Origin of the sequence: Leptolyngbya cf. ectocarpi LEGE 11479, assembly GCF_015207065.1 — a bacterium.
Classification (GTDB): Bacteria; Cyanobacteriota; Cyanobacteriia; order Phormidesmidales; family Phormidesmidaceae; genus Leptothoe; species Leptothoe ectocarpi.
The window spans coordinates 19,260-44,331 of sequence record NZ_JADEXP010000009.1 but is presented as its reverse complement, the minus strand read 5'-3'; the positions used below and the strand labels follow the sequence as shown (position 1 = coordinate 44,331).

General features: G+C 50.3%; 21 protein-coding genes. 16 read left to right on the top strand and 5 right to left on the bottom strand.

All coding sequences use genetic code 11. The features are described from left to right. The first annotated feature begins 122 nt into the window (after positions 1-122). From IQ260_RS31615 to IQ260_RS02410, 5 genes are all read left to right on the top strand, one after another. The gene (locus IQ260_RS31615) at positions 123-1,208 is read left to right on the top strand and encodes a glycosyltransferase family 4 protein (protein ID WP_193990524.1); all 1,086 of its coding nucleotides are present in this window, start codon (positions 123-125) and stop codon (positions 1,206-1,208) included. A gap of 103 nt (positions 1,209-1,311) precedes the next feature. Next, on the top strand, positions 1,312-2,772 hold the full coding sequence (locus IQ260_RS02425) for an efflux RND transporter periplasmic adaptor subunit (RefSeq protein WP_193990522.1): 1,461 nt from the start codon (positions 1,312-1,314) through the stop codon (positions 2,770-2,772). A gap of 2 nt (positions 2,773-2,774) precedes the next feature. Then, positions 2,775-4,208, top strand: coding sequence for a hypothetical protein (locus IQ260_RS02420; RefSeq protein WP_193990520.1), 1,434 nt, complete (start codon positions 2,775-2,777; stop codon positions 4,206-4,208). After that, positions 4,201-7,515 carry an ArnT family glycosyltransferase gene (locus IQ260_RS02415; protein ID WP_193990518.1) on the top strand — a complete coding sequence of 1,105 codons (3,315 nt, stop codon included), beginning with the start codon at positions 4,201-4,203 and terminating at the stop codon, positions 7,513-7,515. The genes IQ260_RS02420 and IQ260_RS02415 overlap by 8 nt, the downstream gene beginning before the upstream one ends. A gap of 30 nt (positions 7,516-7,545) precedes the next feature. Then, positions 7,546-8,487, top strand: a complete 942-nt coding sequence (locus IQ260_RS02410) for a lysylphosphatidylglycerol synthase transmembrane domain-containing protein (RefSeq protein WP_193990516.1) — start codon at positions 7,546-7,548, stop codon at positions 8,485-8,487. Positions 8,488-8,614: 127 nt separating this feature from the next. On the opposite strand, the gene IQ260_RS02405 is transcribed toward IQ260_RS02410, so the two are convergent. Further along, positions 8,615-9,088: a host attachment protein gene (locus IQ260_RS02405; protein ID WP_193990514.1), complete on the bottom strand. Its 474-nt coding sequence runs from the start codon at positions 9,086-9,088 to the stop codon at positions 8,615-8,617. Positions 9,089-9,316: 228 nt separating this feature from the next. On the opposite strand from IQ260_RS02405, the gene IQ260_RS02400 reads away from it, so the two are divergent. The 7 genes from IQ260_RS02400 (at position 9,317) to IQ260_RS02370 (ending at position 15,529) form a co-directional block, all read left to right on the top strand. Beyond that, positions 9,317-9,637, top strand: a complete 321-nt coding sequence (locus tag IQ260_RS02400; protein ID WP_193990512.1) for an SH3 domain-containing protein — start codon at positions 9,317-9,319, stop codon at positions 9,635-9,637. A 133-nt stretch (positions 9,638-9,770) separates the two neighbouring features. Then, the gene (locus tag IQ260_RS02395) at positions 9,771-10,163 is read left to right on the top strand and encodes a hypothetical protein (protein WP_193990510.1); all 393 of its coding nucleotides are present in this window, start codon (positions 9,771-9,773) and stop codon (positions 10,161-10,163) included. A gap of 166 nt (positions 10,164-10,329) precedes the next feature. After that, complete coding sequence (locus tag IQ260_RS02390) at positions 10,330-11,010, top strand: actin-binding WH2 domain-containing protein (RefSeq protein WP_193990508.1); 681 nt, start codon at positions 10,330-10,332, stop codon at positions 11,008-11,010. A 63-nt stretch (positions 11,011-11,073) separates the two neighbouring features. Beyond that, complete coding sequence (locus IQ260_RS02385) at positions 11,074-11,760, top strand: hypothetical protein (RefSeq protein ID WP_193990507.1); 687 nt, start codon at positions 11,074-11,076, stop codon at positions 11,758-11,760. Between the two features lie 186 nt (positions 11,761-11,946). Then, positions 11,947-13,272, top strand: coding sequence for a PhoH family protein (locus IQ260_RS02380; RefSeq protein ID WP_193990505.1), 1,326 nt, complete (start codon positions 11,947-11,949; stop codon positions 13,270-13,272). Positions 13,273-13,362: 90 nt separating this feature from the next. Then, positions 13,363-14,037, top strand: a complete 675-nt coding sequence (locus IQ260_RS02375) for a hypothetical protein (protein WP_193990503.1) — start codon at positions 13,363-13,365, stop codon at positions 14,035-14,037. 1 nt (position 14,038) lies between these two features. After that, entirely contained in the window at positions 14,039-15,529 is a 1,491-nt protein-coding gene (locus tag IQ260_RS02370) for an ArnT family glycosyltransferase (RefSeq protein WP_193990501.1), read from the top strand. Here IQ260_RS02370 and IQ260_RS02365 read toward each other — a convergent pair. Next, complete coding sequence (locus IQ260_RS02365) at positions 15,526-16,191, bottom strand: YdcF family protein (RefSeq protein ID WP_193990499.1); 666 nt, start codon at positions 16,189-16,191, stop codon at positions 15,526-15,528. The genes IQ260_RS02370 and IQ260_RS02365 overlap by 4 nt on opposite strands. A gap of 465 nt (positions 16,192-16,656) precedes the next feature. Between IQ260_RS02365 and IQ260_RS02360 the strand changes: the two genes are divergently transcribed. Continuing rightward, positions 16,657-17,988 carry a S41 family peptidase gene (locus IQ260_RS02360; protein ID WP_193990497.1) on the top strand — a complete coding sequence of 444 codons (1,332 nt, stop codon included), beginning with the start codon at positions 16,657-16,659 and terminating at the stop codon, positions 17,986-17,988. A 37-nt stretch (positions 17,989-18,025) separates the two neighbouring features. Here IQ260_RS02360 and ribBA read toward each other — a convergent pair whose 3' ends face one another. The 3 genes from ribBA to psaM form a co-directional block, all read right to left on the bottom strand. Then, positions 18,026-19,774 (bottom strand): bifunctional 3,4-dihydroxy-2-butanone-4-phosphate synthase/GTP cyclohydrolase II, encoded by a 1,749-nt coding sequence (gene ribBA / locus IQ260_RS02355; RefSeq protein ID WP_322744878.1) that lies wholly within the window; start codon positions 19,772-19,774, stop codon positions 18,026-18,028. 46 nt (positions 19,775-19,820) lie between these two features. Continuing rightward, complete coding sequence (locus IQ260_RS02350) at positions 19,821-20,162, bottom strand: slr1601 family putative cell division protein (protein ID WP_193990495.1); 342 nt, start codon at positions 20,160-20,162, stop codon at positions 19,821-19,823. A 284-nt stretch (positions 20,163-20,446) separates the two neighbouring features. Continuing rightward, positions 20,447-20,542 (bottom strand): photosystem I reaction center subunit XII, encoded by a 96-nt coding sequence (gene psaM / locus IQ260_RS02345; RefSeq protein WP_193990493.1) that lies wholly within the window; start codon positions 20,540-20,542, stop codon positions 20,447-20,449. A 322-nt stretch (positions 20,543-20,864) separates the two neighbouring features. Between psaM and phoU the strand changes: the two genes are divergently transcribed. From phoU to IQ260_RS02330, 3 genes are all read left to right on the top strand, one after another. Then, positions 20,865-21,599, top strand: coding sequence for a phosphate signaling complex protein PhoU (phoU, locus tag IQ260_RS02340; RefSeq protein ID WP_193990491.1), 735 nt, complete (start codon positions 20,865-20,867; stop codon positions 21,597-21,599). 394 nt (positions 21,600-21,993) lie between these two features. Beyond that, the gene (locus tag IQ260_RS02335; RefSeq protein WP_193990489.1) at positions 21,994-24,393 is read left to right on the top strand and encodes a ribonuclease R family protein; all 2,400 of its coding nucleotides are present in this window, start codon (positions 21,994-21,996) and stop codon (positions 24,391-24,393) included. Continuing rightward, positions 24,394-25,059, top strand: coding sequence for a flavin prenyltransferase UbiX (locus tag IQ260_RS02330; protein WP_193990487.1), 666 nt, complete (start codon positions 24,394-24,396; stop codon positions 25,057-25,059). It begins immediately after the preceding gene. The last annotated feature ends 13 nt before the right edge of the window (positions 25,060-25,072 follow it).

Here is a 25,072-nt window from a genome sequence, read left to right as displayed (position 1 = left end):
TATTTTCTCTCTGCTTTATCTGAGCGGCAACAGCGCATTCTGCAGTTGTTGAAGGCTTCGGATGATATCTACCTCTCACTCACCGGATAATTTAGGCAACCCTTCCTAAATTTAAGCGAACCGTGAGCACAGGGGCCAGGTTTAGCATTTTTGCGCCTGCCTATGGGGGCAGTCAATCCTATGAACTAGAAGGGGTTAGCGTCTATCGTTTTCGCTATTTTTGGCGACGATTTGAAACCTTAGTGCGGGACGGAGCACCCACTAAATTAAAACGTCAGCCACTCTACCTGATTCCGGCTATTTGCTATGTAATATTGGGAGCATGGCAACTGTTTTGGCTATGCCACAAAATTCGCCCCAATTTGTTGCATGTGCATTGGCCCTTCCCCCATGGGCTGATGGCATGGCCCGCTAGCAAACTGTTCACTATCCCGATGGTTTTTAGTTTCCATGGGGGAGAACTGTTGCTGAGCCAGCGGTTTGGATTTGTTGCTCATATCCTTCGCTGGCTGTTGCCCCAGGCAGCTGGAGTGACGACCAATTCGTCTTTTACAAAAGGTCTAGTCACCCAGTTACATCCTTGCCCTTTGCAGGTCATTCCCTATGGGCTCACTGTAGAGGCTAAAGCCCCATCGCCCCGTGTTTCTGGGCAAGTTCCCACCCTGCTATTTGTGGGTCGTTTAGACGAGCGCAAGGGGGTTCATTATTTGCTCGATGCCCTAGCCATTTTATTGACTGAACGCAATGTGCGCTTACGGATTGTAGGCTCAGGCATTCTCGAAACTGAGTTAAAAGCACAGGTCAACCACCTAGCTCTTGCTCCACATGTGAACTTTCTTGGCTTTTTATCCAAGGCAGACCTTGTGAACGAATATGCCAGCTGCGATATCTTTGTGTTGCCTGCAATTGTCGATAGCAAAGGGGATACAGAAGGATTAGGTATTGTCATGATTGAGGCATTAGCCCATGGTAAACCTGTGGTTGCCACCGATGTTGGGGGTATTCCAGATGTGATTAGATCAGGAGAAACGGGTTGTTTAGTGCCTGAGAAAAATTCAAGGGCACTGGCCCAGGCTATTTCAAATTTACTCGACCGCCCAGCATGGGCAGCCCAACTCGGGCATCAGGGATTAACAGATATTCAAGTGCGTTTTAGCTGGCCACGCATTATTGCTCTGTGGCAGGACATCTACCAACGAGTCCTTTAGCAACGAACCCGTTGAGGTTTGTTACGCAGTTATGTCCAGGGGGATCAATCTTTCGACATCAAGTTGGCTGTTGCCAATATTAGTGATAGTTCCGTTGGCAGGTATGGTTCTCCTAACACTGGGAATTTTATTGCCAACATTAAATAATCCAGAATCGCGTATCTATTCATCAGACATTGGCTACCCGGCGCGACAGCGACAGGCCGGTAAACCCATCACCATGGATACCTTTGTGGTGGGTCAAGGGACGGTAGATCAGACAGTGGGTGCACCGGGGGTATCAGTAGCCCTGGATGACGTGAATGTTCGACCTGAAATTAATGGTGTCGTTGAAAGCGTCTTGGTGAAAGAAGGGGATTGGGTCAAAAAAGGCCAACTGTTATTTCGTTTGAGACAGGACGATCTGCTAACACGGGTACAACAGGCTCAAACCGATGTGATGCGATCTCAAACCCAGTTACATCAGCGCACCCTTGAGTTCGCAGGCAGGATTCAACTTCTCGAAGATCAGGTGGCTCTGGCCAAAGCGCGTCTCGGAGAAGCTGAAGACCGATTTCAAGACAGTGAAGCCTATGTACAACAGAAAATCGAACGAGATGGCAATGCGGCTAGTACCCGGCTGGATAATGCCTATAAACGCCTAAAAAGCATGCGTTATCTATACGAGCGGGGGGCCGTCAGCGAGTTTCGGCTATTTGACGCTGAAGATCTCTATGCGGAACGACTACAAGAGTTTAAGTCAGCAACCCAAGGGGTATTTTTTGAACAAAACTCCCGCTCTATCAACCAAGACTTTTTTCTAGAACGGACCCTTGATCTATCCACTGCCCAAAATCAGCTGACCAATCAGCGCCAAACAAAATCGTTGGAGTTAGAACGTCTACACCTAGAGATGGAAAAAGCCCAGGCAAGATTAGATGAAAACGAAACGTTATTGGATAAAACGCTGCTCTATGCTGTGACCGATGGCCTGATTAGTAAGGTGAATGTCGATGCGGGAGACTTTTATGAAATTGGTGAAGATGCCCTGATCACCCTGAGTCAAGATGTGGCGTTTGAAGCCTTTGTGGATCAAGTACGTCTTGATACCATTAGCGTGGGTGATCCGGCCACTGTCCGTCTGGTTGCCTATCCAGGACAGACGTTTGCCGGTCAGGTGATTCGAGTCAACCCAGCCGTTGAGACCGAAGGTTTTCGTCTAGGGAAGGTGAGTATTAACCGCCAATATACCTACTCGGTTTGGGTCAAGGTGGATAACTTAAAAATGTCACCCGGACTGCAGGGGTTTGTGGCATTTAACCCAAAGCAAGACATCATCCAAGTGCCTGAACGGGCTGTCACCCATCTGTCAGGGGGAGACGGCATGGTCATGGTGATTGAAAATGGACAAGCTGTTGTCCGCCAAGTAGAGATGGGTCAGCGCTTTGATAATACTCGCGAAATTATCTCTGGCTTAGAGGTGGGAGAGCAGGTAGTGCTTGACCCACGGGTGCTACAGCCTGGAGATCGGGTAACTCCTAATCTGGTTGATGGGGAGATAAACACGCCTCTAGAGGTGCCATAACGATGCAGATTCTTAACGCTCTACAGTGGTTTAACCGCGTGCGCCTAACTGGGCTGATCGGTTTTCTAATATTGTTACTCAGCCTACGTTACGAATGGTATCATCTCCCTCCTGAGAGTTTAAAGGTTCTACAGATAACAACGTTTTCCTTCGGGAGAGTATTTTCTGGTGGGGTGATATTGGTCCTAGGGATTGGATGGATACGCTGGCAGGGGGGCGCACTGCGTTTTACTGTGTGGCTGGCCCTGGGTCTGACACTGTTGTTTCCCTATGGTCTAATGACCTGGCGGCCTCAGCAAGCGTTTTTGGCCCTGTCCTACTGGCACCAGCTAAGCCAGGTAGATATCCAGGTAGAAACTAGCTTTGCCGAGGTTCAAAATCACTGGAAACAGTTTATTTCTCTTGCTCAGTTTCAGCCACTGCCCACATTAGCTACGTTTGATATTCCAGATACTCGTTTCTTTCAACTGTCTCAATGGGATCACGTTTTGCTGGATGGGTTTGGCTACAGCAATGGGTTCTTTGCTTTTATTGGCCAGGGATGGAGCTTGACAATTACGGGTTTAGTGATTGTGTTACTAGCGGTGTATTTAAGGGGAAATTCTCGATTATTGCTCCTGTACCAAGATCTTAGACAAGGGTTACCCATAGTCGTCATTGTGGTGGGCTTACTCTTGATCCATATGATCGGCGCAAACCTCTGGGAGCGAGCCTTAGAAGTTGCCTATGCCCGTGGTGACTATGCTGCTGTTGGTCAACAAAGCCCCTGGCTGATGCGGATTTATCCACCGTTTCAAGGCGATCCCCATGGGTGGAGACGCTATGGGGACTCTCTCTATTACCAGGGCCACCCTGATGTCGGCCTGAGCGCCTTTTGTCAGGGGATGGCCCACTATCAGGGGCACCGCTTTGCCCAAGCCATCCCCTATCTAGAACAGGCTTGGCAGGCCCATCCCCAGCTTCTGGTCATAAGAGAATATCTAGCAGCGGCCTTGATTAATCAGGGCACAGCCTACTTTAACGCACCGACACTACCCTTTTCGGTCCATGGGAATAACTATCCTAATTTTTCCAACAGTCCGCTGAACCCCATTGCTCCCAACAGCCAGCGTCAGCTCAACAATCGTAAATCGGGCGGTACTAGTGCACTGTTAGAGCAGGCCTTAGCGCTATTTCCCGGTCATATCCAAGCGCTGTACGATCTGATGTTGGTCAAGGCGGTGGACCAACAGTATGAGGCATCGGCTGCGATCGCAACCACCATTCTTCACGAACAACAGTATTTTCAAACCCCGAATATCGGCCTCATGGGGCAAGCCCATGTGCACCAGACTTGGGCTGACTACCACCGGGGCGACCTCAATGGGGCGTGGGAAGCCTATCGCCGTTCGGTAAATTCTGATGTATGGCACCAGGAGCCTTTGACAGATGAATAAACGCTGGCTAGCCATATTGTTGCTGGTAGGCTGTCTTTGGGGCAATCTGGGCTTTGCCATTTGGCAGCCTGCCACCGTTCCCCTCGCTCCAGTCCACTGGTCACCCCAGGTTCAGTGGATTACCTCGGCTCAGCCCAGCTACCGATTTTATACGCGCCACACATTCTATGGACCTGAGACGGTGCAAGCGGCCTGGGTGCGCATCAGTGCCGACAATGATTTTGTCTTTAATATCAACGGTCGCCAGTCGGTCATTCGTGAAAACGGTGCCCTCAATAGTCCCAAAGGCCTCACCTACCGCCGCAAAGTACCGCTTCAAGATTTTAGCGACACCCTGCCCTATGCAGCGGAGACGGGTCTGAACTATGCACTAGCAAGCTCTCCTGATTGGAAAATATCGGTTTATTTAGACCTGACCAACTATGTGAGACCGGGTAAAAATGTCATTGCCATTGAGGTCATGAAGGGTGATCCCAATCCCCGCATAGCCATTGAAGGCCAGGTGTTACCGGAAACAGATGTTACGCCCATTGATCTATCCACCGGAGCCACCCCCTGGCAGGTCTCCACACTGGCCGAAAATCGGTCGGCGGTGCGCTGGTTTCATCTGGAGTTTGACGATAGCCAATGGCCTGAAGCAGTGCCTCTGGGGCCTGTGTATGAAACCACTTACACCCGTCTCAGCCAGCGGCTGTTTGATCGACCGGTTCAGGGTTCATGGATTGCCACAGCAGGTCCTTGGCTATATCAGACCTGGCAGGTTCCCCGTCGAGCCACCCGTAGCCTGTTGCGCTATGCCGCCGTTGGTGAACCTGCGGTTTTTATCAATGGACGGTTGGTCGACACCCAACCGTTTACCCAGGGTAAACAGCTACGCATGTTTGATGTCACCGCCTATGTCAAACCTGGTAAAAACAAAGTAGCTGTGCATCTAGCTCAACCTGTTGACAATAGTTGGACCAGGGATACAGGCGAGGAACCTCCCAGCATCTTTGTCGATGCCTGGGCAGAGTCAAAGCAGGGGGATGTGCCTGTACCTCAACCGAGTGAGTCTGGCTGGATTAGGGATATCCCTAACCCAGCCCTCAGTGTATTTGTCGACGCCTGGGCGGAGTCAAGCCAGGGGCATGTTCTCTCTGCGATCCAAACCGATGGTAGTTGGCGTGGGGGAGACGATTGGTCAGGCGCACATCGGATAGTGCCCAGTCCCACTGTGTTAGTGCGCCAGGTGATGAGTCAAGAGTTTATTCATCATTTTTTAGGTTACCCGTTCTTACAGTGTACCGGCTGGTATGTTAGCCATCAGCTGCTGTGGTGGGGCCTGGGTTGTGGCCTGAGCATTTCCCTAGCCTGGGGGTTAGGGCGTCTGTGGCTGCACCGACAAGAGAATGCCCTAGCGGTAGGGGCAGACCTGTTACTACCCTCGTTAGTATTTTTACTGGGGGCAGTACTGCTGAAACATCGCCATGGTGAGGGTATGTGGGCGATTTGGTTGGAGCAGTCTGGAGGTAATCTCAACTGGTTATTGGGCAGTCTCTTGGTGCTCCTGCTCACCTTGATCAGCTGGGACTGTCCTCGCTGGCAGCGCTATGGCCTCATTAGCGGGGCGAGTGTTATGGGTCTAGGTCTGTTGTTTAGCCAATCGTTATCACCAGGATCGATCTTTTTGATTTTGGGCGGCCTGGCCGCAGTCGTGAAGTGGCAGCTTTTAGCTCGATTAGAACAACTCAGTTGCCGGCTGTTAGCAGCGTTAGAAACTGGACCACAATGGCAGCGATCAGCCGCTCTAGGGGGGATTCTGTTACTGGGCTTTGGCCTCAGGGTCTATCGTCTGACTAAAGAAAATCTAGATTCCGATGAAAATACATCCTATGACGCTACTCGAGGCATTCTGCGAACGGGGGCTCCGCTAGCCACCTCAGGTATCTGGTACACGCGAGGTCCCATATTTCACTATCTGTTAGCCCTGTGGCTGCGACTGGTGGGTGATTCTGTATTTAATGCTCGTTTTTTCTCGGTCATTATAGGCACAGCAACGCTGTTGCTGATGTTTTATATCACCCAACGGGTGACTGGGCGCGTGTGGATCGCACTGGTGGTCACTCTAATATTGGCCCTCAACCCATGGGAGATTTGGTATTCCCGCTTTATCCGCTTTTACCAGATGGTGCAGTTTACAACACTGTTGACCATGTGGGCCTTTATCCGTGGCTTTATTGATGATCAAGGACGACGCCATCAGTATGTCTTTTTTGTGGCGCTAGCAGCCACCTTACTCATTCAAGAAGTGAGCCTGACCAGCACCCCTGGCTTTTTGTTGGGATACCTGTGCTTTGGCCCTCGGTTTCGTTGGCACCGCGACTGGCGACTGTGGTTAAACACATTTATGGTGATGGCCATATTTGCCTACGATATTATCTTCTTTAAAATTAAGTGTCTGACTCCTTGGACGGCGCTATCCAGCAGTACTACGTCCTACCTCAGCCCCCATTTACTGGATGTGACTGGGTTTTTGGCCTGTTTTTTTGTGGGGCCAAACCGTCTAGAGATTCTCTACACGATGTTTTTTTTCATTGGATTTGTTTATTTTTTACGTCAGCAGGCGGGCCTCGTACTATTTCTATTTAGCTTTGTGTGCCTCAACTTACTGGTACTCACACTGCTCACCTATCAGATTGCTGAACGGTATGCCTATGGCGTTTATCCCCTGTTTGTTATGCTGGCGATTTATAGTGCGATCGCAATTACCCAGGAGCTGATTAAAACCCTTAGACAAGGGTTTCCTCACTGGCCCGTAGGGGTTCTTGTTGGGCTGTGTTTAACCTTACTGCTGACCAGCAATCTAGAACTAGGACGGATTGTCCATAGTTACTCCCAGGCCATGGGGCGTCGCAACACCGCCATTTTCGAATATATCCGTGACCATCGCCAGGCCGGCGATGTGGTCATCTCTCCCACCCCCTCTTTTGGCCCGGTAACCATAGGCCCTGTGGATTATTTCCTCATGGGCACCTGGTTTTTAGATGCCACCTATTGGCGCAATGGCAGATTGTTAGATCGCTGGGGAGGGGGTGTCGTTGTCACCAATGTTGACCAGTTAGAGAGGGTTCTAGAAACTTCTCAGCGGGTGTGGGTCCATATTGATGATGCTCGCCAGAGCCGCCTTAGTGCCCAAATTCTGGAGTACGTTCAAACTGTTGGGAAACCTGTGTATGACAGTTTTGGCACCAGCCTACGTCTATGGGATCCTGCCGATGGCTGGCTGCCCCACACCCCCGAGCAGGGTAAAGATTTGGGTGCTTACTGAGCAAGTAAAACAGGTTGCGATAGAAGAACTATGACTCGTCTCACTATCATTAAAATTATTGTCAGTGTCACCTTGCTCACGCTAATCGTTAGCCAACTTGATATTCTCCAGACTTGGCAACAGCTTCACACCCTGTCTGGGGCATTTGTTCTCTTGGCACTGGTATTTTATACCAGTTTACAATGGCTCAGCTGCTGGCGCTGGCAACTTGTTCTACAATCTCAAGGCTACCAAGTACCGATGAAACAGCTGGTGAGCAGCTATTTTGCCGGTATGTGGTTAAACATCTTTTTACCCGGCTCCCTTGGGGGCGATGTCTACCGGGTCTACCAGGTTACCCAATTTATCCAAGATGCTGAAACTGCCCTGGTATCAGTATTTTTAGAACGGTTTACTGGCTTAGTTGCCCTTTCAGCGATTGCTGTTATGGGATTACCTGCCGCATTTCAGTTTATTGGGCGCTGGGACATTATTACCTTATTTTTAGGTGCATTGGGCGCATTAGTGGGGACGGTATTGCTAATCATGAGTCCACACCTGTTGAAATGGGCCGCTCCCTGGCTGCGACGATTTAAATTGGGTGCGATCGCAGCTCGATTGATAAAAATTCAAATTTTATTACAACAGTTTTCTAGCCATCGCTCAGCCTTGGTTACATCCATCGGTCTCTCTTTTGTATTGCAGCTGGGCATTGTGGTTTATCACTTTTTAATTGCTCAGCAGCTCGATATTGACATCTCCTTTTTAGCTCTAGTTATATTTATCCCGATTGTAGTGTTGCTGACGCTGTTGCCTATTTCATTGGGCGGTTTGGGACTCAAAGAAGGGATTTGGATTTATCTTTTTAGTCGAGTCGGTCTAGGCGCAGAGGATGCTTTAGGATTGGCCCTAACGATCACCCTGCTGGGATGGCTACTCAGTATCCCCGGCGGCATAATTTTGTTATTACGGCCAAATGGCAACAAATGCTAAATACAGAAAAGCAATTTCAATAGGCAGCTGCGAAGCCTGAGAAGCCGGTAAGGTGTAGTCACCATAACAAATACGGTGAAATACGATGCCGCCCCCATAAACTTCGCAACCAAATCGCACCGCTGTTCTATCGCACTCGATTGGAACAGGGCAGCATTTGTTTATTGGCTAAATACTTGTGCAGCTCATGGGCATTTAATCGACAGAGATCTTTTGCGAGTTCGCTAACTGTCATGGTAGAGGGAACATGGCTAGAGACCGACTCTCGTAAGCTCCCTAGAATATGGGGTTCGGCCACTAGGATAAGATGATGGCTGGCAAAATTTTGGGTGACCGCATGGATATGCTGTAGGACTTTGCTAGCAAAGCGTCGGTTTGTTTCCGTAGATTGTGTGGTTTTTTCGTGACGATTACCATGGTGTTTACGGCCAATTAGGTTGTCGGTATTGCCTTTGCTAGCGATGGGCTTTTCGGCATTGTTCAGACTACTGTGCTCGGTTAGATGAGGCCTTGATTGTTCTTCATCAGAAAACTCTGCGGCTGTCAGGGTAAAGAAACGAGCCTGGGCACCATCAACAACCGCAACGAGATATGAGCGCATAGATCCTTTACTGTATCTAGTGTGAACATTTCCAAAATTCTAGCAGTGGAATTTGGTTGGCAAGCGAGCTAAATTCACAGCTTTAACAGCGCGACTCATTTGTTAATATTTAGAGATTATATTTAGTATTTTGCTAATTGTTTCTAATTAGTTGTTATCTGAAAATATCTGACTAACATTAGAAGTGAAAACGTCTATCACAGGGCCTTCTGGAGGTTTTGTTAGCCAATGGAGATCAATTCAGGGACTCGGCTTTCTCAGATTCCAGCTCGATGGAAATATGTACGCTGGAGTGGATTTATCCTCACCCTAGCGGCCTCTTTGATGATGGCGCGTCGAGTTGAGGCCCAGAACGTGCGGCCAATTCAAGCACCTGCTCCCTACAATGCCTGTAATGTGCGCAGCGCCGGGGGAATCCAATATAGCGTAGTGGGGACATTCCGCAATGGTACGTCGGTAACGCTGCTGGGGGAATATGGCCGTGGCTGGTATCGGGTACAGATCCAACAGGTGACGGGTTGGGTTGCTCGTCAATGCTTGGGGCTTTAGGGCTTGCTCAACATCTGAAGACTAACCGTCAGCTATTGAGCTATGTATCTAGGACCGGGTAGACGGTGCCAGAATGTCTATAATGTATGCTCCGGTGTAGAACGGTGATTAGGCGTTTAAATCGACTTTAGCCATGAATTTTGATACGTTGACCGAATTGATTCAAAAAAGCTTCCGGGTCTCATTGGGAGCTGCTGCATCTGCAGTCGAGGCTATTCAAGATCCACAGGCGTCTGCTAGCAAATTTTCTGATATTGGTACAGATTTTGACCGCCTTGCCGATGAGCTAGAGGTAAAAGGGGCGTTAACTGAGAAAGAAGCCCGAGAATTTGTGGATAATTTTAGTGGTAACTTGGATGGCCAATGGCCCAACCCCTTTGCGCCCTCTCCCGCCAGTAGTGCAACGGTAAACACAGTAGCTCAACCGGTGGCAGACAGCGGCATCCAGGCTGAAATCAAGGCACTCACCGAGCAGCTATCAGCTATTCGCCAGGAAATTGAGCAGCTTAAGGCTCAAAGCTCCTAATGCTGGGTTAATTTGGCCCTACGCCAGGCTCAAGTCTAGAAATCTATGATAATTAGGCCGAGACGTTACTGTCTCGGCCTTAATTTTTGCCCCTGTTCGAAATGGTTGCTGGATGCTGTGTAGCCATGTCTGGGAGTATTCCTGACGTTATTCCAGTAGGCATCGCATGAAGCATTTTTCAGTTTTGATTCAGTTATTGCGCGATCGCAACCAGTTTCTCGAAGACATTCGCCGTGATGTCAAACTGGAGCGTAAAATCTTTTCTCTACTGGTGGTCAGCTGTATATTCTTTGCGGTCTATGGAGCGATCATTGGCTCGTCCAGCAGCCTGCTGCAGATGCTGGCGTCAATGGTTAAACTGCCGGCCCTCTATTTGATTACCCTGGGTATCTGTCTGCCCACCCTGTACTTTTTTGATATTCTCTTTGGCTCAAAACTCAATTTTCGCCAATATAGCGCCATGCTAATGACCACCGTGGCGGTGATCAGTGTACTGCTGTTTAGCTTTGCTCCGGTGGTTCTGTTCTTTTTGATTTCGATTCAGGGGTATAACTTCTTCTTGCTGCTCAATGTGGCGGTAATGGGATTGACTGGTGTGATTGGTGTCCGTCTCTTTTACCAAGGGATGCGTCATGTGGTGGGGCCAGATGCTGCCGGTAGTCAGCTGCGGAACCGTTTACTACTGGGCTGGCTGGGTCTATATGCCCTGGTGGGGTCCCAGCTAGGCTGGACCCTGCGTCCGTTCTTTGGGGCTCCCAATGAGCCGTTCCAGGTTTTTCGCCCTGAGATTGAGGGTAATTTCTACGCTCAGATTTTTACGAGCCTAGGGTCTTTATTGGGCCTGTAGAGGCGTTCCATGGAACGCCTCTACGGCGGTGGGCAAGGCGTCGTATGAATTCCTATACAGCGAATGAGCGAAATCAACCTGGATAATTTACGGATTACGAATCATGATCTCGATGAGCTGACCGGTTTAGATATTAGTGAGCTATCCATGGGATGGGGCACCCGGCTGTCGGTATTTCGGCAGCCGGGTCTGCGCTGGGCCTGGTTGATCAATCAAGGGCTGGTGCTGGCAGTCGCCCTGGTTTTGTGGCTGCCGGTGTGTCTGGTGTTGGGGCGAAACCTGGCAGCACAGGCGGTGGGGGTGTTTGTGGGCGTGGGAGGCGCGATCGCAACCACGGTGGCCCACGGTATTTACGGCATTCACAAAGGCACTCAGCTCAAAGTGCTCAGCCATCTGTTAGATGAAGTTGACCGCTTTAAAGAAATGATGAAAGCGGTGGAAATTTTAGATGAACTGCGTCAGGCCGATCGCTCTAAACGCCTGTCATTAGACAACCCAGATGAAGTCAAAGAGGCCCTACACCTGACCCGTGAAAGTTTGGTATGTGGTCTGATGAGCGATAAAATCATGCGCAAACATCAGCGATTTATCGCCCGTCGTCACGAGCTATTTACCAGCATTGAAACTAACCTCTACAGCCTGCAAGCTCTGCAGGCCTCAGATCTGGCCGGAGACTACGGCCAACTGCTCAACGAAGCTCTCCAGGTGGGTACCCGAGTTCATCAAGAACTCAGACAAAGCAGCCGCTAACAGCCATTTGATCATGGAACCATAGCCCGTTACGCAAATAGGCAAAGTTTAGTAGATAATAGTACATACATTTCTACTGTCTATTTAGTTGTTAAGAAGTTTCTGCCCTCTCCTCTAAATATCGGTCTGATTGTCTGATTGATAGTTAAGTGAGGGTTTAAAGGACTTCAAAGGTGATTTGAATTTATGAAAAAAACATTCGTCCTCGATACCAACGTGCTGTTGCACGACCCGAAAGCCATCTATCGATTCGAGGAGAATGACGTCATCTTGCCCATAGCCATTATCGAAGAGCTAGATCGATTCAAAAAGTCCTTGGATGAAACCGGACGCAATGCGCGTCAGGTGTCTCGCACACTCGATAAGCTTCGCGGTCAGGGTAGCCTGACCACAGGCATTCTCCTAGAAGGAGACGGCTCGCTCAAAGTCTCTTTGTGTCATCAAGAAACGCTCTCGTCGCTGCCCTTAGAGCTAGAAGGAGATAAAGCCGACAACGAGATTTTAGCCGTTGCCCTCGAGCACAAACACACCTGTGACTGTCCGGTAGTCCTAGTTAGCAAAGATGCAAATCTGCGCATCAAGGCCGATACCCTAGGTTTAGCGGCTGAAGATTATGAAACCGATAAAATCGATATCGATGACCTGTACTCAGGTACAGGAGAACTACTGGTGGATGCGGACCAGCTTACCCAGCTGTTTCGAGGAGGCACGTTAGAGTTAGAAGGAAAATTTTACCCCAATCAGTCTCTGACTCTGATCGATGTTAATAATCCGGCCCATACAGCCTTGGCTATGGTGGATAGCGCCTCCGGGCATATTGTGCCGCTACCCAAGGTGCCCTATGCGGGTATTTCCCAGATACATCCCCGCAATCGGGAACAGAAATTTGCACTAAATTTGCTACTAAATGACAGCATCCCTCTAGTAACACTGGTGGGCAAGGCCGGTACTGGAAAAACCTTGCTAGCCATTGCTGCCGGTGTTTTAAAGGTATCCGAGGAGAGAGCCTACGGGCGTCTACTAATCTCTCGTCCGGTTGTCCCCATGGGGCGAGACATTGGCTATTTACCAGGGGATGTGAATGAGAAACTAACGCCGTGGATGCAGCCTTTGTATGACAATTTTGATCTAATATTTGGCACCCAGGATCCGGCTGGAAAGCCCGCTCACTGGCGGCGAGGCCATGAAGAACTGATGGAGATGGGGCTGTTACAGATTGAAGCACTGACCTATATTCGAGGTCGGACCTTACCTAAACAATTTCTGATTGTGGATGAGGCTCAAAATCTGACCCCCCACGAAGTTAAAACAATTTTGACTCGGGCCGGAGAAGGGACAAAGATTATCCTGACTGGCGACACGGCTCAAATTGATAACCCCTATGTGGACGCGGCCAGTAATGGCTTGACCTATGTGGTGGAACGGTTTAAACATGAGCCCCTGGCCGGTCATATTCTGCTAACGCGGGGTGAGCGTTCTGCCCTAGCGGAAAGGTCTACGGAACTGTTGTAGGGCGTGTAAGGGCCTTCCATGGAACGCTCCAGCACGATTGATAAAATGGGAAAGCTAGAATAAACATGTTTGCCACACGTTTAATGAATCATGGCTACTCAGCAAGGCGATTATGAACATTTGCTTGCCAGGTGCAGCGACTACCACGGGGCATTAGCCTTGCTCAAGCAACATCGACCCTATCTAGAAATGTTGCCCAGTATACGGCGGCCTCAGGAAAGTATTGTCACGATACCCCTCCCTAATATCAGCATTCGTCGTGCCATTGATCAGCCAATGGGACCGGTCAATACCCGCCGGGAGGTGGTCTCTCTACCCTGTGACCTAGTCATGCTGATGTGTGACCCTGAGTGGAAAATTAAAACCGGTGTGGACGTGGTCCTATTTATCCATCGTCCGGATGAAGACTTTTCAGAATTATTATATCGGTGGCGGCGCACCCAGATATTGTTGGCGGAAAGCTATGAGTGGCAGATGCCGATGCAGCACGAACATCTACTCAATGAGGGGTCTGAGCGCCCCTATCCGTTGTTTATTACCTTCCCTCAAACGCCGGAGCGGATTGTGCGGGGCTTAAATGGCACAGGACTCCCGGTCATTGTCTACACGCCCACTCTGTGGAGTGACCCGGAAGAACGTGCCGGTTTAGTGGAACCGGCTCAGTTCGAATCTTTTGAGTCTGAAGAACTCACCGACGAGGGGGATGATGCCCTCCTGCGGGAATGGGGAATTGATATTGAGGCGGTGGATGAGGAGGGAGACTAGATTGAGTCAATTACAGCCTTTCCCCTGGCTGTGGTTGATTTTGTTGGCCCATGGTGTTTACTGGTTCACCGCATTTCCCAATCCTGATGAGGCTTATTACTGGCTCTGGGGGCAGCATTTGGACTGGTCTTATTACGACCACCCACCGTTTCACGCTTGGGTGCAAGGAATGTTTTCCAGGTTGGGACATTCCCCTTTTGTGCTGCGGTTGCCCACAGTAGTCAGTAACGGCTTATTTTTTTGGACCTATTATCAGATTGCTGGCTATCTCTATGGTGAACGGGCTCATGAGGCCTGGTTCATCGTTGTGCGGTGCTGTTGGAGTAGTCCCCTCTATTTTTTGTTTTTGACCTTGGCCTGGCATGACCAGTGGCTGCTGGCGTTTTCTTTGCTGTCGGCCTACTGGTTGGTGCGGTTTTTAGATGGTGTGTGGCTGGATGGCCGAGGCCGCAGTGGGTATCTCTACGGCGCGGCGATTATGCTGGGGTTAGCCGGACTGTGCAAGTACACGGCGGTATTTGTAGGTCTGACGGCGCTGGGGGTAATAGTATCTCAGCCAAAGCTGCGGCCATTGCTTCAGGATGGGCGACTGTATGGGGCAGTTGCGATCGCATCCCTATTCACCCTGCCCATATTGATTTGGAATATTCAAAATGACTGGCTCTCGTTCCAGTATTACCTGACCCGCAGCGTGGATAGCGGCGGCGGTCCCACACTGCGCCCTGATGCAGTAATCTTTTTTTGGCTCACGGCGGCGCTGATTTTATCGCCTCCCCTGGTATGGGCCTTGGTGCGTGCGGTCAGGGTAAGTACTTCTACTAGATCTCTCATTAAATCTCCCACCTATCGGACTATGGCCCTGGGGCTATTCACCACATCGACGGGGATACTTTCCCTGGTAGGGCTATTTTCTACCGCCTTCTACTACTGGAATATTTTGGCCTATCTGCTGCTGTTGCCCCTGCTGCCCTTGGTTTTTCCGGGCGGTGAGGCCACCCTGAGGCATCGCCGCTGGCTCAATGGCATGCAAGTTTTAGGCACGGCAGTGGCCTGGCTGCTGGTGATCAACTACTGTGTGCTACCGCTTGCAGCCCTGGTGGGTCCTAACGGTGATCCCGATGGCCGCATGTCTTTTGGCTGGCGGCAGGTGGCGGCGGTGGTCCAAGGCTACGCCCCACAGCATGAGCTATTGTTGACCACCGACTACCGTTCAGCATCGGCCCTAGCCTATGGGCTGAATAACAAACAGGTGTTGGCCATTTCCCATCGCCGCGACCAGTTTGACGTGTGGGCCAAATCACGGGTACTGAAAGGTCGTTCGGCCTTAGTGTTGGCAGACGACTGGCACCCGTTTATCGCTGCTGGGGCATTGCGACTAGAACCCGGCTGGGAGCAGGTGGCAACAATTTCGGTAAAGCGGTTTGGCGTCAAAATTAAAGACTACTACCTATATTCGGGCATCTATGCTGGCACAGCTGAGCAGACACCCTAGCTACCCTCAATGCCAGCCTGATGCTCACACTTAAATCCTTGCTGCCGCCACCGCTCTAGATCGACCTCAGCCAGCGCCACCAGATGATCGCAGGTGGGTTTATAGACCTGGGCTACGACGGCCCAGAGCAAACTGCGCCCAATATCGAGGGTCGTTTTGAGCCCCGTCTCCTGATTGCCTGGAATCCCCACTTCATCGACAATTAAGGGAGTGACCCACATGCCCTGAGCGGCAAACAGAATGCGACCTAGGGTAACTGCTCGGCGGGTATGACTGCCAGATGTGACCAGGGTGACATGACGCACTCCCCAACGTTCCAAAATGGGCACAGAGTAAACAAAATTGCCAAATGTGGATTCGGCACAGTTTTCTAGCCAGACTTGATCGAGGGCAGCCCCCGCTTGCTCAAACAACAGTCGAATACAGGGATCGGCTGAACCGGCAGACACCAAAATTGGCTGAGGTTTGGAAAAAGTACTGGCTACCTGAGCCATGTGCATTTCCCGACGAATACTACCGCCTAGGACCAGATAGGCATCAGTTGGGGCGTGACTTGCTCGCCCAAGGTTACTCAACATAAACCCTGTAACAATTGCGACTCCAACCAGCAGCCCGAGACAGACAACCCTTAAACGTCGTTGTAATAACTTGCTTCTAGGCATGGCAGGTAGCTCTCGATACAGGCTTCCGTAAATATACTCCTGTAATTACGCGGTCCGAAGAATAGTCTGGAGATGGACTATGAGTCTTTGAAGACGTAGTATTTAAGATATTTAGATGAGTTTCAAATTAAACTAAATCCTTTTCAAAAGTGATTGAGCGTAGCCGACTACACCCGCCATAGCCTAAAAAAGTAATGTTTGGATAAAGATCTAATGCGTTTACGCAATTACTCTATTTCGTGCGTTAGATTTAAGGCCAGTATTTATGCTGAATGGTCTAGCACACAAGGGTCTGATTCTAAACGGTCCGCTACTTTACAAAAATGCTTATTAATGCTTCAGACTTGATAAACACGCAGGTCAATGACTTGTATAAGCATGTGCCTTTGGGTAAATTTACGCCTTCGTTTTAGACTCATATACTGCTTTCCAACGTTCCGTTATCCCCCTGCCGCAACCGTTTCAATGAAAACCACTTTAGAGTTACTTCGGTCGACTGGCGCGATCGCAACAGTTATTCTAGCACCTACATTTTTGACCCTATCTCCAGCTGAAGCGGCGTTTACGGATGGACCCAAGGCGATTCTTGATGAAGCATGGCAGATTGTCTACCGTGAGTATGTCGATGACTCTTTTAACCGGACGAATTGGGTAGAAGTTCGTCAAGAATTACTGGGGCAGAACTACACCTCGCGTCACGCTGCCTATGCCGAGCTGCGCCGAGCCCTGGGTCGTCTGCAGGATCCCTACACTCGTTTTTTGAGTCCTGACCAATATGCTGAACTGACCGATCAAACGTCGGGAGAAGTCTCGGGGATCGGTCTGAGGCTAAGACGGGATCGCTCTGCTGGCACCGTAATTATCAGTGATGTTATTCCGGGATCGCCCGCTGATATTGCCGGTGTGATGGTGGGGGATCGCATTGTTCTAGTCGACGGTCGTTCCACAGATTTTCTCAGTGCGGAACATACGTCTCAACTACTCCGGGGTGAATCGGATACCCAGGTAACTTTGACCATTGAGCGCAACAGCGACTCACAGACGTTTGTGCTGTCGCGAGCGCGGGTGGAAATCCAAACGGTCAACGCTAAGCTTGAAACTCAGAATGGTATCAGCGTGGGCTATATTCGCCTGGACGAATTTAGCGCCCATGCAGCTGAGCAGATGCAGACGGCTATTGCCGATCTGACCACCCAGGGGGCAGAAGCATTTGTCTTAGATCTGCGGGACAATCCAGGGGGTCTACTGCAGGCAAGCATTGATATCTGTCGGATGTGGCTGCGGCGAGGCCCCATTGTGCGAACGGTTGACCGCAGCGGTGACAGCGAGGAAATTTCGGCGAATCGCACCCATCTAACCGAGCTGCCCCTGGCGATTTTAGTGAATGGTGAATCGGCTAGCTCCAGTGAAATTGTCACGGGGGCCTTAGGGGATAATGACCGGGCCGTTGTGGTGGGCAGCCCTACCTTTGGTAAGGCCTTAGTCCAGTCTCTCCACGGGCTGTCTGATGGGTCTGGAGTCGCTGTCACGGTGGCTCACTACTATACGCCCAACGGTACCGATATCAGCCGCCGAGGGATTACCCCCGATATTCAAGTAGATCTGTCATCGGACCAGCGCAAGACACTAGTCAACAATCCCAACCTGATGGGAACGGCCAACGATCCCCAGTTTTCTCAGGCCGTTACAGCCCTGGAAACTGAGGTGGTTGCGGCTAGACGACGACGGCAGCTGTCAACGGTCAGCTCTCCGGTACCGCCTATTCCTCAGCTGGGACGGCTAATCCACCTCCAATAACCTATAGGGGCATTCCATGGAACGCCCCTATAGGTATTTAATCATTCACATTATGGCGAGAGAAGCTATAAATTCGCTGTGTACTCAGCTGCTCGTCGATAACGGTGAGGGATTGCCAACTAAAGATCTGTCGATCGAGTCCCACCTGGAGGGTGGTAAAAGGATCGCTGCCCTTGGCAATGAGTAGGTCTAGCTCTTCTAGATCAGACCACTGGATGAGTTGTTCGAGTAGTGTTGCGATCGCACGGCGGTAGCGATTGTCGGGCTGCTGATACCAGTCCTTGGCCACCGGTTCAGCCACCCCCAGATTGACAATCAGCGCCTGGGGACTAAACAGAGATACCGCAATCGAACGAGCTTCTTCCTGGAGTAACAGCCCGGCATCGTGGGCCAGCTGACGCAGATGATTGACCTTTTCGTAACGCTGCGCGGAGGGCAGCGGTGCTGCCCACAGCAAGGCCAAGGTACCTAAATAGGACTGCAGCAGCAGATGTCCCAGCTTTTGAGCTTTGGTAGACAGATAGTCTGAATTGTAGGTATTGGCTTCAATCAACAGGGGCATGCGATCCACCATTTCAAGGCCATACCCCTTCAAACCTGCAATTTTGCGAGGATTGTTAGTGATCAGCTTGAACTGATGCACCCCCAGATCGTTCAAAATTTGGGCACCGATACCATAGTTGCGCTGGTCTGCCGGCAGCCCTAATTTTTCGTTAGCTTCAACGGTGTCAAACCCCATATCCTGTAGGGAGTAAGCCTTAAGCTTATTAACCAAGCCAATGCCCCGTCCTTCCTGACGCAGATAGACAACGACCCCGGACTCAGCATTTTCAATCATCTTTAATGCTGTTTGTAACTGCAGGCGGCAGTCACACCGGAGGGAGCCCAACGCATCCCCCGTCAAACATTCCGAATGGACTCGCACCATCACCGGCTGAGACTCAAAGGTGGCCGGATCGCCTTTGACGATGGCCACATGCTCCGAATTGTCTAGCAGATTGCGATAGGCATAAATCTGAAACTGACCAAACTGAGTTGGCAAATTAGCGACCGCTTCGCGCTTAACCAGACGCTCGTGACGCAGACGATAGCTAATTAAATCCGCAATGCTGATTAGCTTGAGGCCGTGAGTTTGGGCATAGTCAATCAGTTCTGGCAGACGCGCCATGGACCCATCCGGGTTCTGAATCTCACAAATAACGCTGGCGGGATAGAGCCGGGCTAGCTTAGATAGATCCACCCCGGCTTCAGTGTGACCAGCCCGTTTGAGCACACCCCCCTCTTTGGCTCTGAGGGGAAAAATATGTCCTGGCCGCCGCAGATCCTGCGGTTTAGCCTCTGGATTGATCGCCACTTGGATGGTACGAGCCCGATCTTCTGCAGAAATCCCTGTGGTCACTCCCCAGCTGAGACTGGCATCAATACTGACAGTGAAGGCGGTTTGCTCGTTTTCATCCTCAAATCCGCTGCCATTGACCATCATGGGTAGATCAAGCTGATCCAAACGTTCGCCCGTCATCGCCAGGCAAATCAGCCCCCGTGCTTCGACGGCCATAAAATTAATCATGTCGGGGGTGGCAAACTGGGCGGCACATACCACGTCCCCCTCATTTTCGCGATTTTCGTCATCGACAACAACAATAGCTTTGCCAGCGGATAAATCGATCAGTGCTGCGTCTACACTGTCAAATTTAAATTCCGCTAGCTTCTGTTCTACGGTCTGCCCCATATCGGCTGCGGGTGATAGAGAAGATGGATAACGTTGGCAACCACGGACGCCTGCCATGACTGCCAATAGATTGTAGTGTGTTATTCCCTATCTTGGCGACAGCTTAGGGATCGGACGTTTGCAGCGGATCAATTAAAACAATGGGATGCCGAGACGGATCTTCTTGACCACTCTGTTCACCCATAATGCGGCCAGACTGTTCTGGATCAAAATTGTGGCTAAAGTCCTGCCATACGCCGTCGTGCTCTTTCTCTAAAGAGAGAATAGAATGATTCAGCTGTTCGAGTTCAGACTTTTGCTGACGATGGTAGGGCAAAAGTCTAGCGATGGTGGATGTGGCCACGACTGCCAGCAATAGATTGACAGTGAGTTTTACGGTGGACTCCAAAACTAACGATTGGCGGGCCTTACCTCTGATCACCAAAGGCTTCGCTCGTCGAGTCATAGCACACATTCCTAGCACGTTGTTGGGCAGCTTGCCATCATTATGGGGCTTCTTGTTCAATTTGAGCCATCCATAAGCCAAGAAAACTATCTAAAAGCGGAGCAATTCATGCTGAGGGCCAGCAATGCCTAAAAAATATAATATCAAAAACAGCGTTAAACGTCGGACGTCTAACGCTGCTATAAACATTGCTCAAAAAGACTGGTTAGACCCTCGCCGCCTAGGGTGAGCCTGAAAGCCCGGAACTAGAGAGCAAAAAGCCTGTGCGCGATCTTAATGGGCGTTTATTTGTAGAGTTCGGTGCCAAGACGAAGGGCCAAAACACCGGGAATTAAAGCAATCAGCAAGGCGAGGATGATTTGGGTGTCGGATAAAGCCATGGAGTGCCAATTTCCTTACTTAATGTTAACTACTATGCTATTAGAGAATTGTTGACTAAAACTGGTTCAATCAGACGCTTTGCAGTCAATCTGTTACACACTTTAACAACAGGACCTTTGGATACCCCCAACTGGATCCCTCCGGGATAGATCTCGATGGTATCCAAAGTAAACTGCAAAACTACATTAGAATGTAGCTTCTATAACACCTGATTTCATAGTGAATGCGCTATCAGTACTAAGTGCTGAATCTAATTACTAAACGCACGTCTTTAATAAAGCTCGTTAAAAACTGCTTGGGTGCAGTTATTTATAAAAAATAATGAACATAGCTTCTAACTCCGATATTGATGTCAGCGACCCTACTACATTCAACGGTGATCACGAAGCCATAGGTCTCTCTCCAGCGTCTTCAGCATTTCGTTCGGCCCTAGATCTGAAGCTGACCAGACTGCAACGGGATGTTTTAAGGATGGGAGCATTGGTCGAAAGTTCTTGTTTGTTGGCCAGAGAGGCGCTGTGCGATCGCAACATTGACGCTGCCAAACATCTAAAAAAGCACGATAAGCAGGTGGATCAGCTTTATCGGCAGATCGAAGTGGACTGTGTCAATCTGATCACACTAGAAGCCCCCGTTACCCGCGATTTGCGTTTAGTCAGTGCCCTTATGCAGATGATTCGCGATTTAGAGCGGATTGGGGACTATGCCAAAGATATTGGCGAAGTATCCCTCAAGCTGTTTCCTTACCCGGTGCACGGGACAATGGACCAGATCCAGATCATGTTGGATCGCTGTCGATCCATGGTCGCCATGAGTTTGCTATCCCTATCCGAATTAGATGTAAACGCAGGCCATGAAATCAAGAAAAAGGATGACGTCGTTGATGACGACTACGACCGCCTCTATGAACTTTTAGTGCAAACGCCTCCTATCGCTGGCAATGTTGAACCAACGGTACTGCTAGTCCTGGTTATCCGATATTTAGAGCGAATTGCCGACCACGCAACCAACATTGGCCGTCGGGTCGTCTTTGTGGTTACCGGGGAACGACATTAGGGGCGCCATCCGTTAGATTTAGATAAGTTATTTGAAAGCTATTTGACATAACGTCCACTTTGAGAAAAACTTATACCGTTCATATGCTAATTTTCTTGAACATGCTCGGTTAAGGGCTGTGTAGACGACACGTTACACTGTGCAGCGGTAGTTAGAGTAGTTTTCAAGGATACGTCTTAGGGGGAGTGCCCTCGTACCTTGTGAAATTACTGGTTGCTAAATAGTGTAGCCGTTGCGATTTGCAGTCCATAGAGTATCGTTTGTCATTGGCGTTTGGGTAGTTGCTAGGGATGCGGCTCTTGCACGTTTCTTAAAGAAACAGCGCGCTCTATGCCCAGTCTCTGGCCAAGAAACCAGTGGCATTGTTTCACTAACGCGTAGGATTCATCGCTACATGCATTTTTCAATCGCTTCCCTCCTAGCCAATTTCTCAAACGATAAGCTCGTCACGACCAAGACACTAGAAAAAAAGCTCAACTGCTCTGATGATAGTCAGGTCAACGATCTGACCATTGCCTTAGATGCCTTAGAACGCATTGGCGTACTAGAAAAAGAACGGGGCAAATACCGTCGCATCCACGGGGAGGGGGTGATTGAAGGCAAACTACGCTGCTCTAGTAAAGGATTTTGCTTTGCCATTCAAGACGATGAAGAAGCGGACGATATCTATGTAAGAGAAGCCCACCTCAGCCATGCTTGGAATGGTGATCGGGTTTTGGTCAAGGTGACCAAAGAAGGCAATCGACGCCGCAGCCCTGAAGGGGAAGTCCAGCTGATTTTAGAGCGCGCCAATTCTTCGGTGCTGGCCCGCATTAAAGAATCTGAAGAGGACAAAACCCTGCAGGCCGTGCCGCTGGATGATCGGCTGTTGTTTCAGCTGGACTTAAAAAACCAGGACGATGATGAACTCAGTCTAGCGGAACTGCAGGCAGCGATTGATCACCTGGTGCATGTGGAGATTTTGCGCTATCCCATTGGACAGTATTTGCCCCAGGGGCGAGTGGCCCAGATTTTAGGAAGCGATGCCGAAGCCGCTGCCGATATCGATATTGTCTACTGCAAACATGATTTACCTCGAGCCTTCCCTGAAGAAGTCATGATGGCGGCCAAGGCATTGCCTAACCGGGTGCGTAAAGCCGATATCAAAAAACGGATCGATCTACGGGACCAGCCCACCGTCAGTATTGATGCTGACGGGGCTCAGGTGATTGATGATGCCCTCACCCTGGAGCCGCTGGACGATGGCAACTGGCTGTTGGGGATTCATGTGGCAGATGTTTCCTATTATGTGCCATCCAATAGCCCCATCGACCAAGAAGCCTACCGCCGAGGCACATCAGTATACCTGGCAGATTCTCCCGTGCCCCTGCTGCCACCGCCGCTGTCCACATCCCTATGCGCCCTACTAGAAGATAAAGAGCGACTGACCGTATCTGTTATGGTGATTCTCTCTCCTGAAGGTGAGGTGCTGGCCTACGAGGTGCAGCCATCGGTGATTTGTAACGACCAGCAGCTCAACTATCATCAGGCCCAGGCAATTTTGGCCCGAGATGATGACGAGGCCATGGAAGAACTGTCGTTTCAGAAAAGTGATTTAGCTCAGTTTGAAGAGAGCTTTGAGCTAATTGACCAGCTGTTTGAAGTGAGTGCACTACTACAGCAACAGCGCAATCAGCGGGGCTCGTTTGATCTAAACCTACCGGATCATGTTTTTCCAGAGGAGGCGGGAGAAGAGTTGTCCCATTATCTCTCTCCTAAGTTTCAGCATGATGATGAAGGGGGCTTAGGGGTGATGGTTGTGTCGGACTTGCTGCCGGCGCGACGAATTGTGACTGAATGCATGTTGTTGGCCAATCAGCTGGTGGCAAAACATCTCAAAGAGCTAGGAGTGCCTACCATTTATCGTCTCCATAGTACCCCTGACCCCGGTGATGTACAGGAGCTGATTAAGCTGGCCAACAATATGGGGCTAAATTTGCAGCTGGAAAATGAGGAGGAGGTACTGCCCAAAGACTATCTTGGCTTCGTGCAGCAATTTAGCCAGTCTAAGGCAGAGAAAGTGCTGACCTACCTGCTGCTGTCAACATTAAAGCCCGCATCTTACGGCAGTCATCCTGACGGTCATTTTGGTCTGGCCCTCGAAGATGGCTATACCCATTTTGCCTCTCCTGTACGCCGCTATCCTGATTTACTGGTGCACCGTGTCCTTCATGCCGTCTTTGATGATGGTCGCAATCGCAAGACAACTCGTTCTAGAGATCGGGTGGATTTGCGCAGCAGCAGCAGCCACGGCCATGTTAGTTGGAGCGTACTGCCCCCCGATATTCACAATGAGTTTGAAGAGAGCTTTAACCACATCACCACCCACCTGACTGAGCGGGAGCGTCTCGCCCAGGAAGCTGAATCTGATTTAGAGGGTTTGAAGAAGGCCGCCTTTATGCAGGCTCATACGGGAGAAGTGTTCCACGGATTAATCACGGGTGTACAGTCCTATGGATTCTTTGTGGAGTTAGAAGAGCTGCTGGTGGAAGGTCTAGTCCATGTCAGCTCTCTTAAGGACGACTGGTATGAATATCGGTCTCGACAGCAGAAGCTAATGGGACGTAAAAATCGTCAGCAGTACCGACTGGGCGACCGGGTTGAGGTGCAGGTCAAGAGCGTAGACTACTATCGTCAGCAGATTGACCTGGTGGCTGTGGGTGGCGGCAGTGAAGCCATTGATGATGACGACGACGATGCTATGAACGGAGACGAGATGAACGGAGACGAGATGTTTGACGATGGGGAAGAATAGGTGGCGTCTTCTCCGTCTGTTTTAGCGTCATCTTCGGCCAGCCGTCGTTCTCTCGTCTTAGGCATCACCGGAGCCTCCGGTTTAATCTATGCCGTGCGAGCCCTCAAACACCTACTCACAGCTGATTACCAAGTCGATTTGGTGGCTTCTAAAGCTGTGTACATGGTGTGGCAGGCTGAGCAACAGGTGCGGCTGCCCGGTGAGTTAGAGCAGCAAACTCAATTTTGGCGGGAGCAGGCTGGGGTGGCCAGCGAGGGTGTTCTGCGCTGTCATGCTTGGAGCAATGTGGGGGCGACCATTGCCAGCGGCTCGTTTAAGACCCTGGGCATGGTGATTATGCCCTGTAGCATGAGTACGGTGGGTAAACTGGCCGCTGGCTTAAGTTCTGATCTCTTAGAGCGGGCGGCTGATGTCCAGCTTAAGGAAGGTAAACCGCTGGTGTTGGTACCCCGTGAAACACCGCTGAGCTTAATTCATCTACGTAATTTGACAACCTTAGCCGAAGCGGGCGCTAGAATTGTCCCAGCGATTCCGGCCTGGTACCACCAACCTCAAACAATTAATGACCTGGTGGATTTTGTCGTAGCCCGAGCCTTGGATCAGGTGGATATTGACTGTGTGCCGTTAAATCGTTGGCAGGGGCATGGTCAAACCGGTGAGTCGTGAGGCTAATCCATAG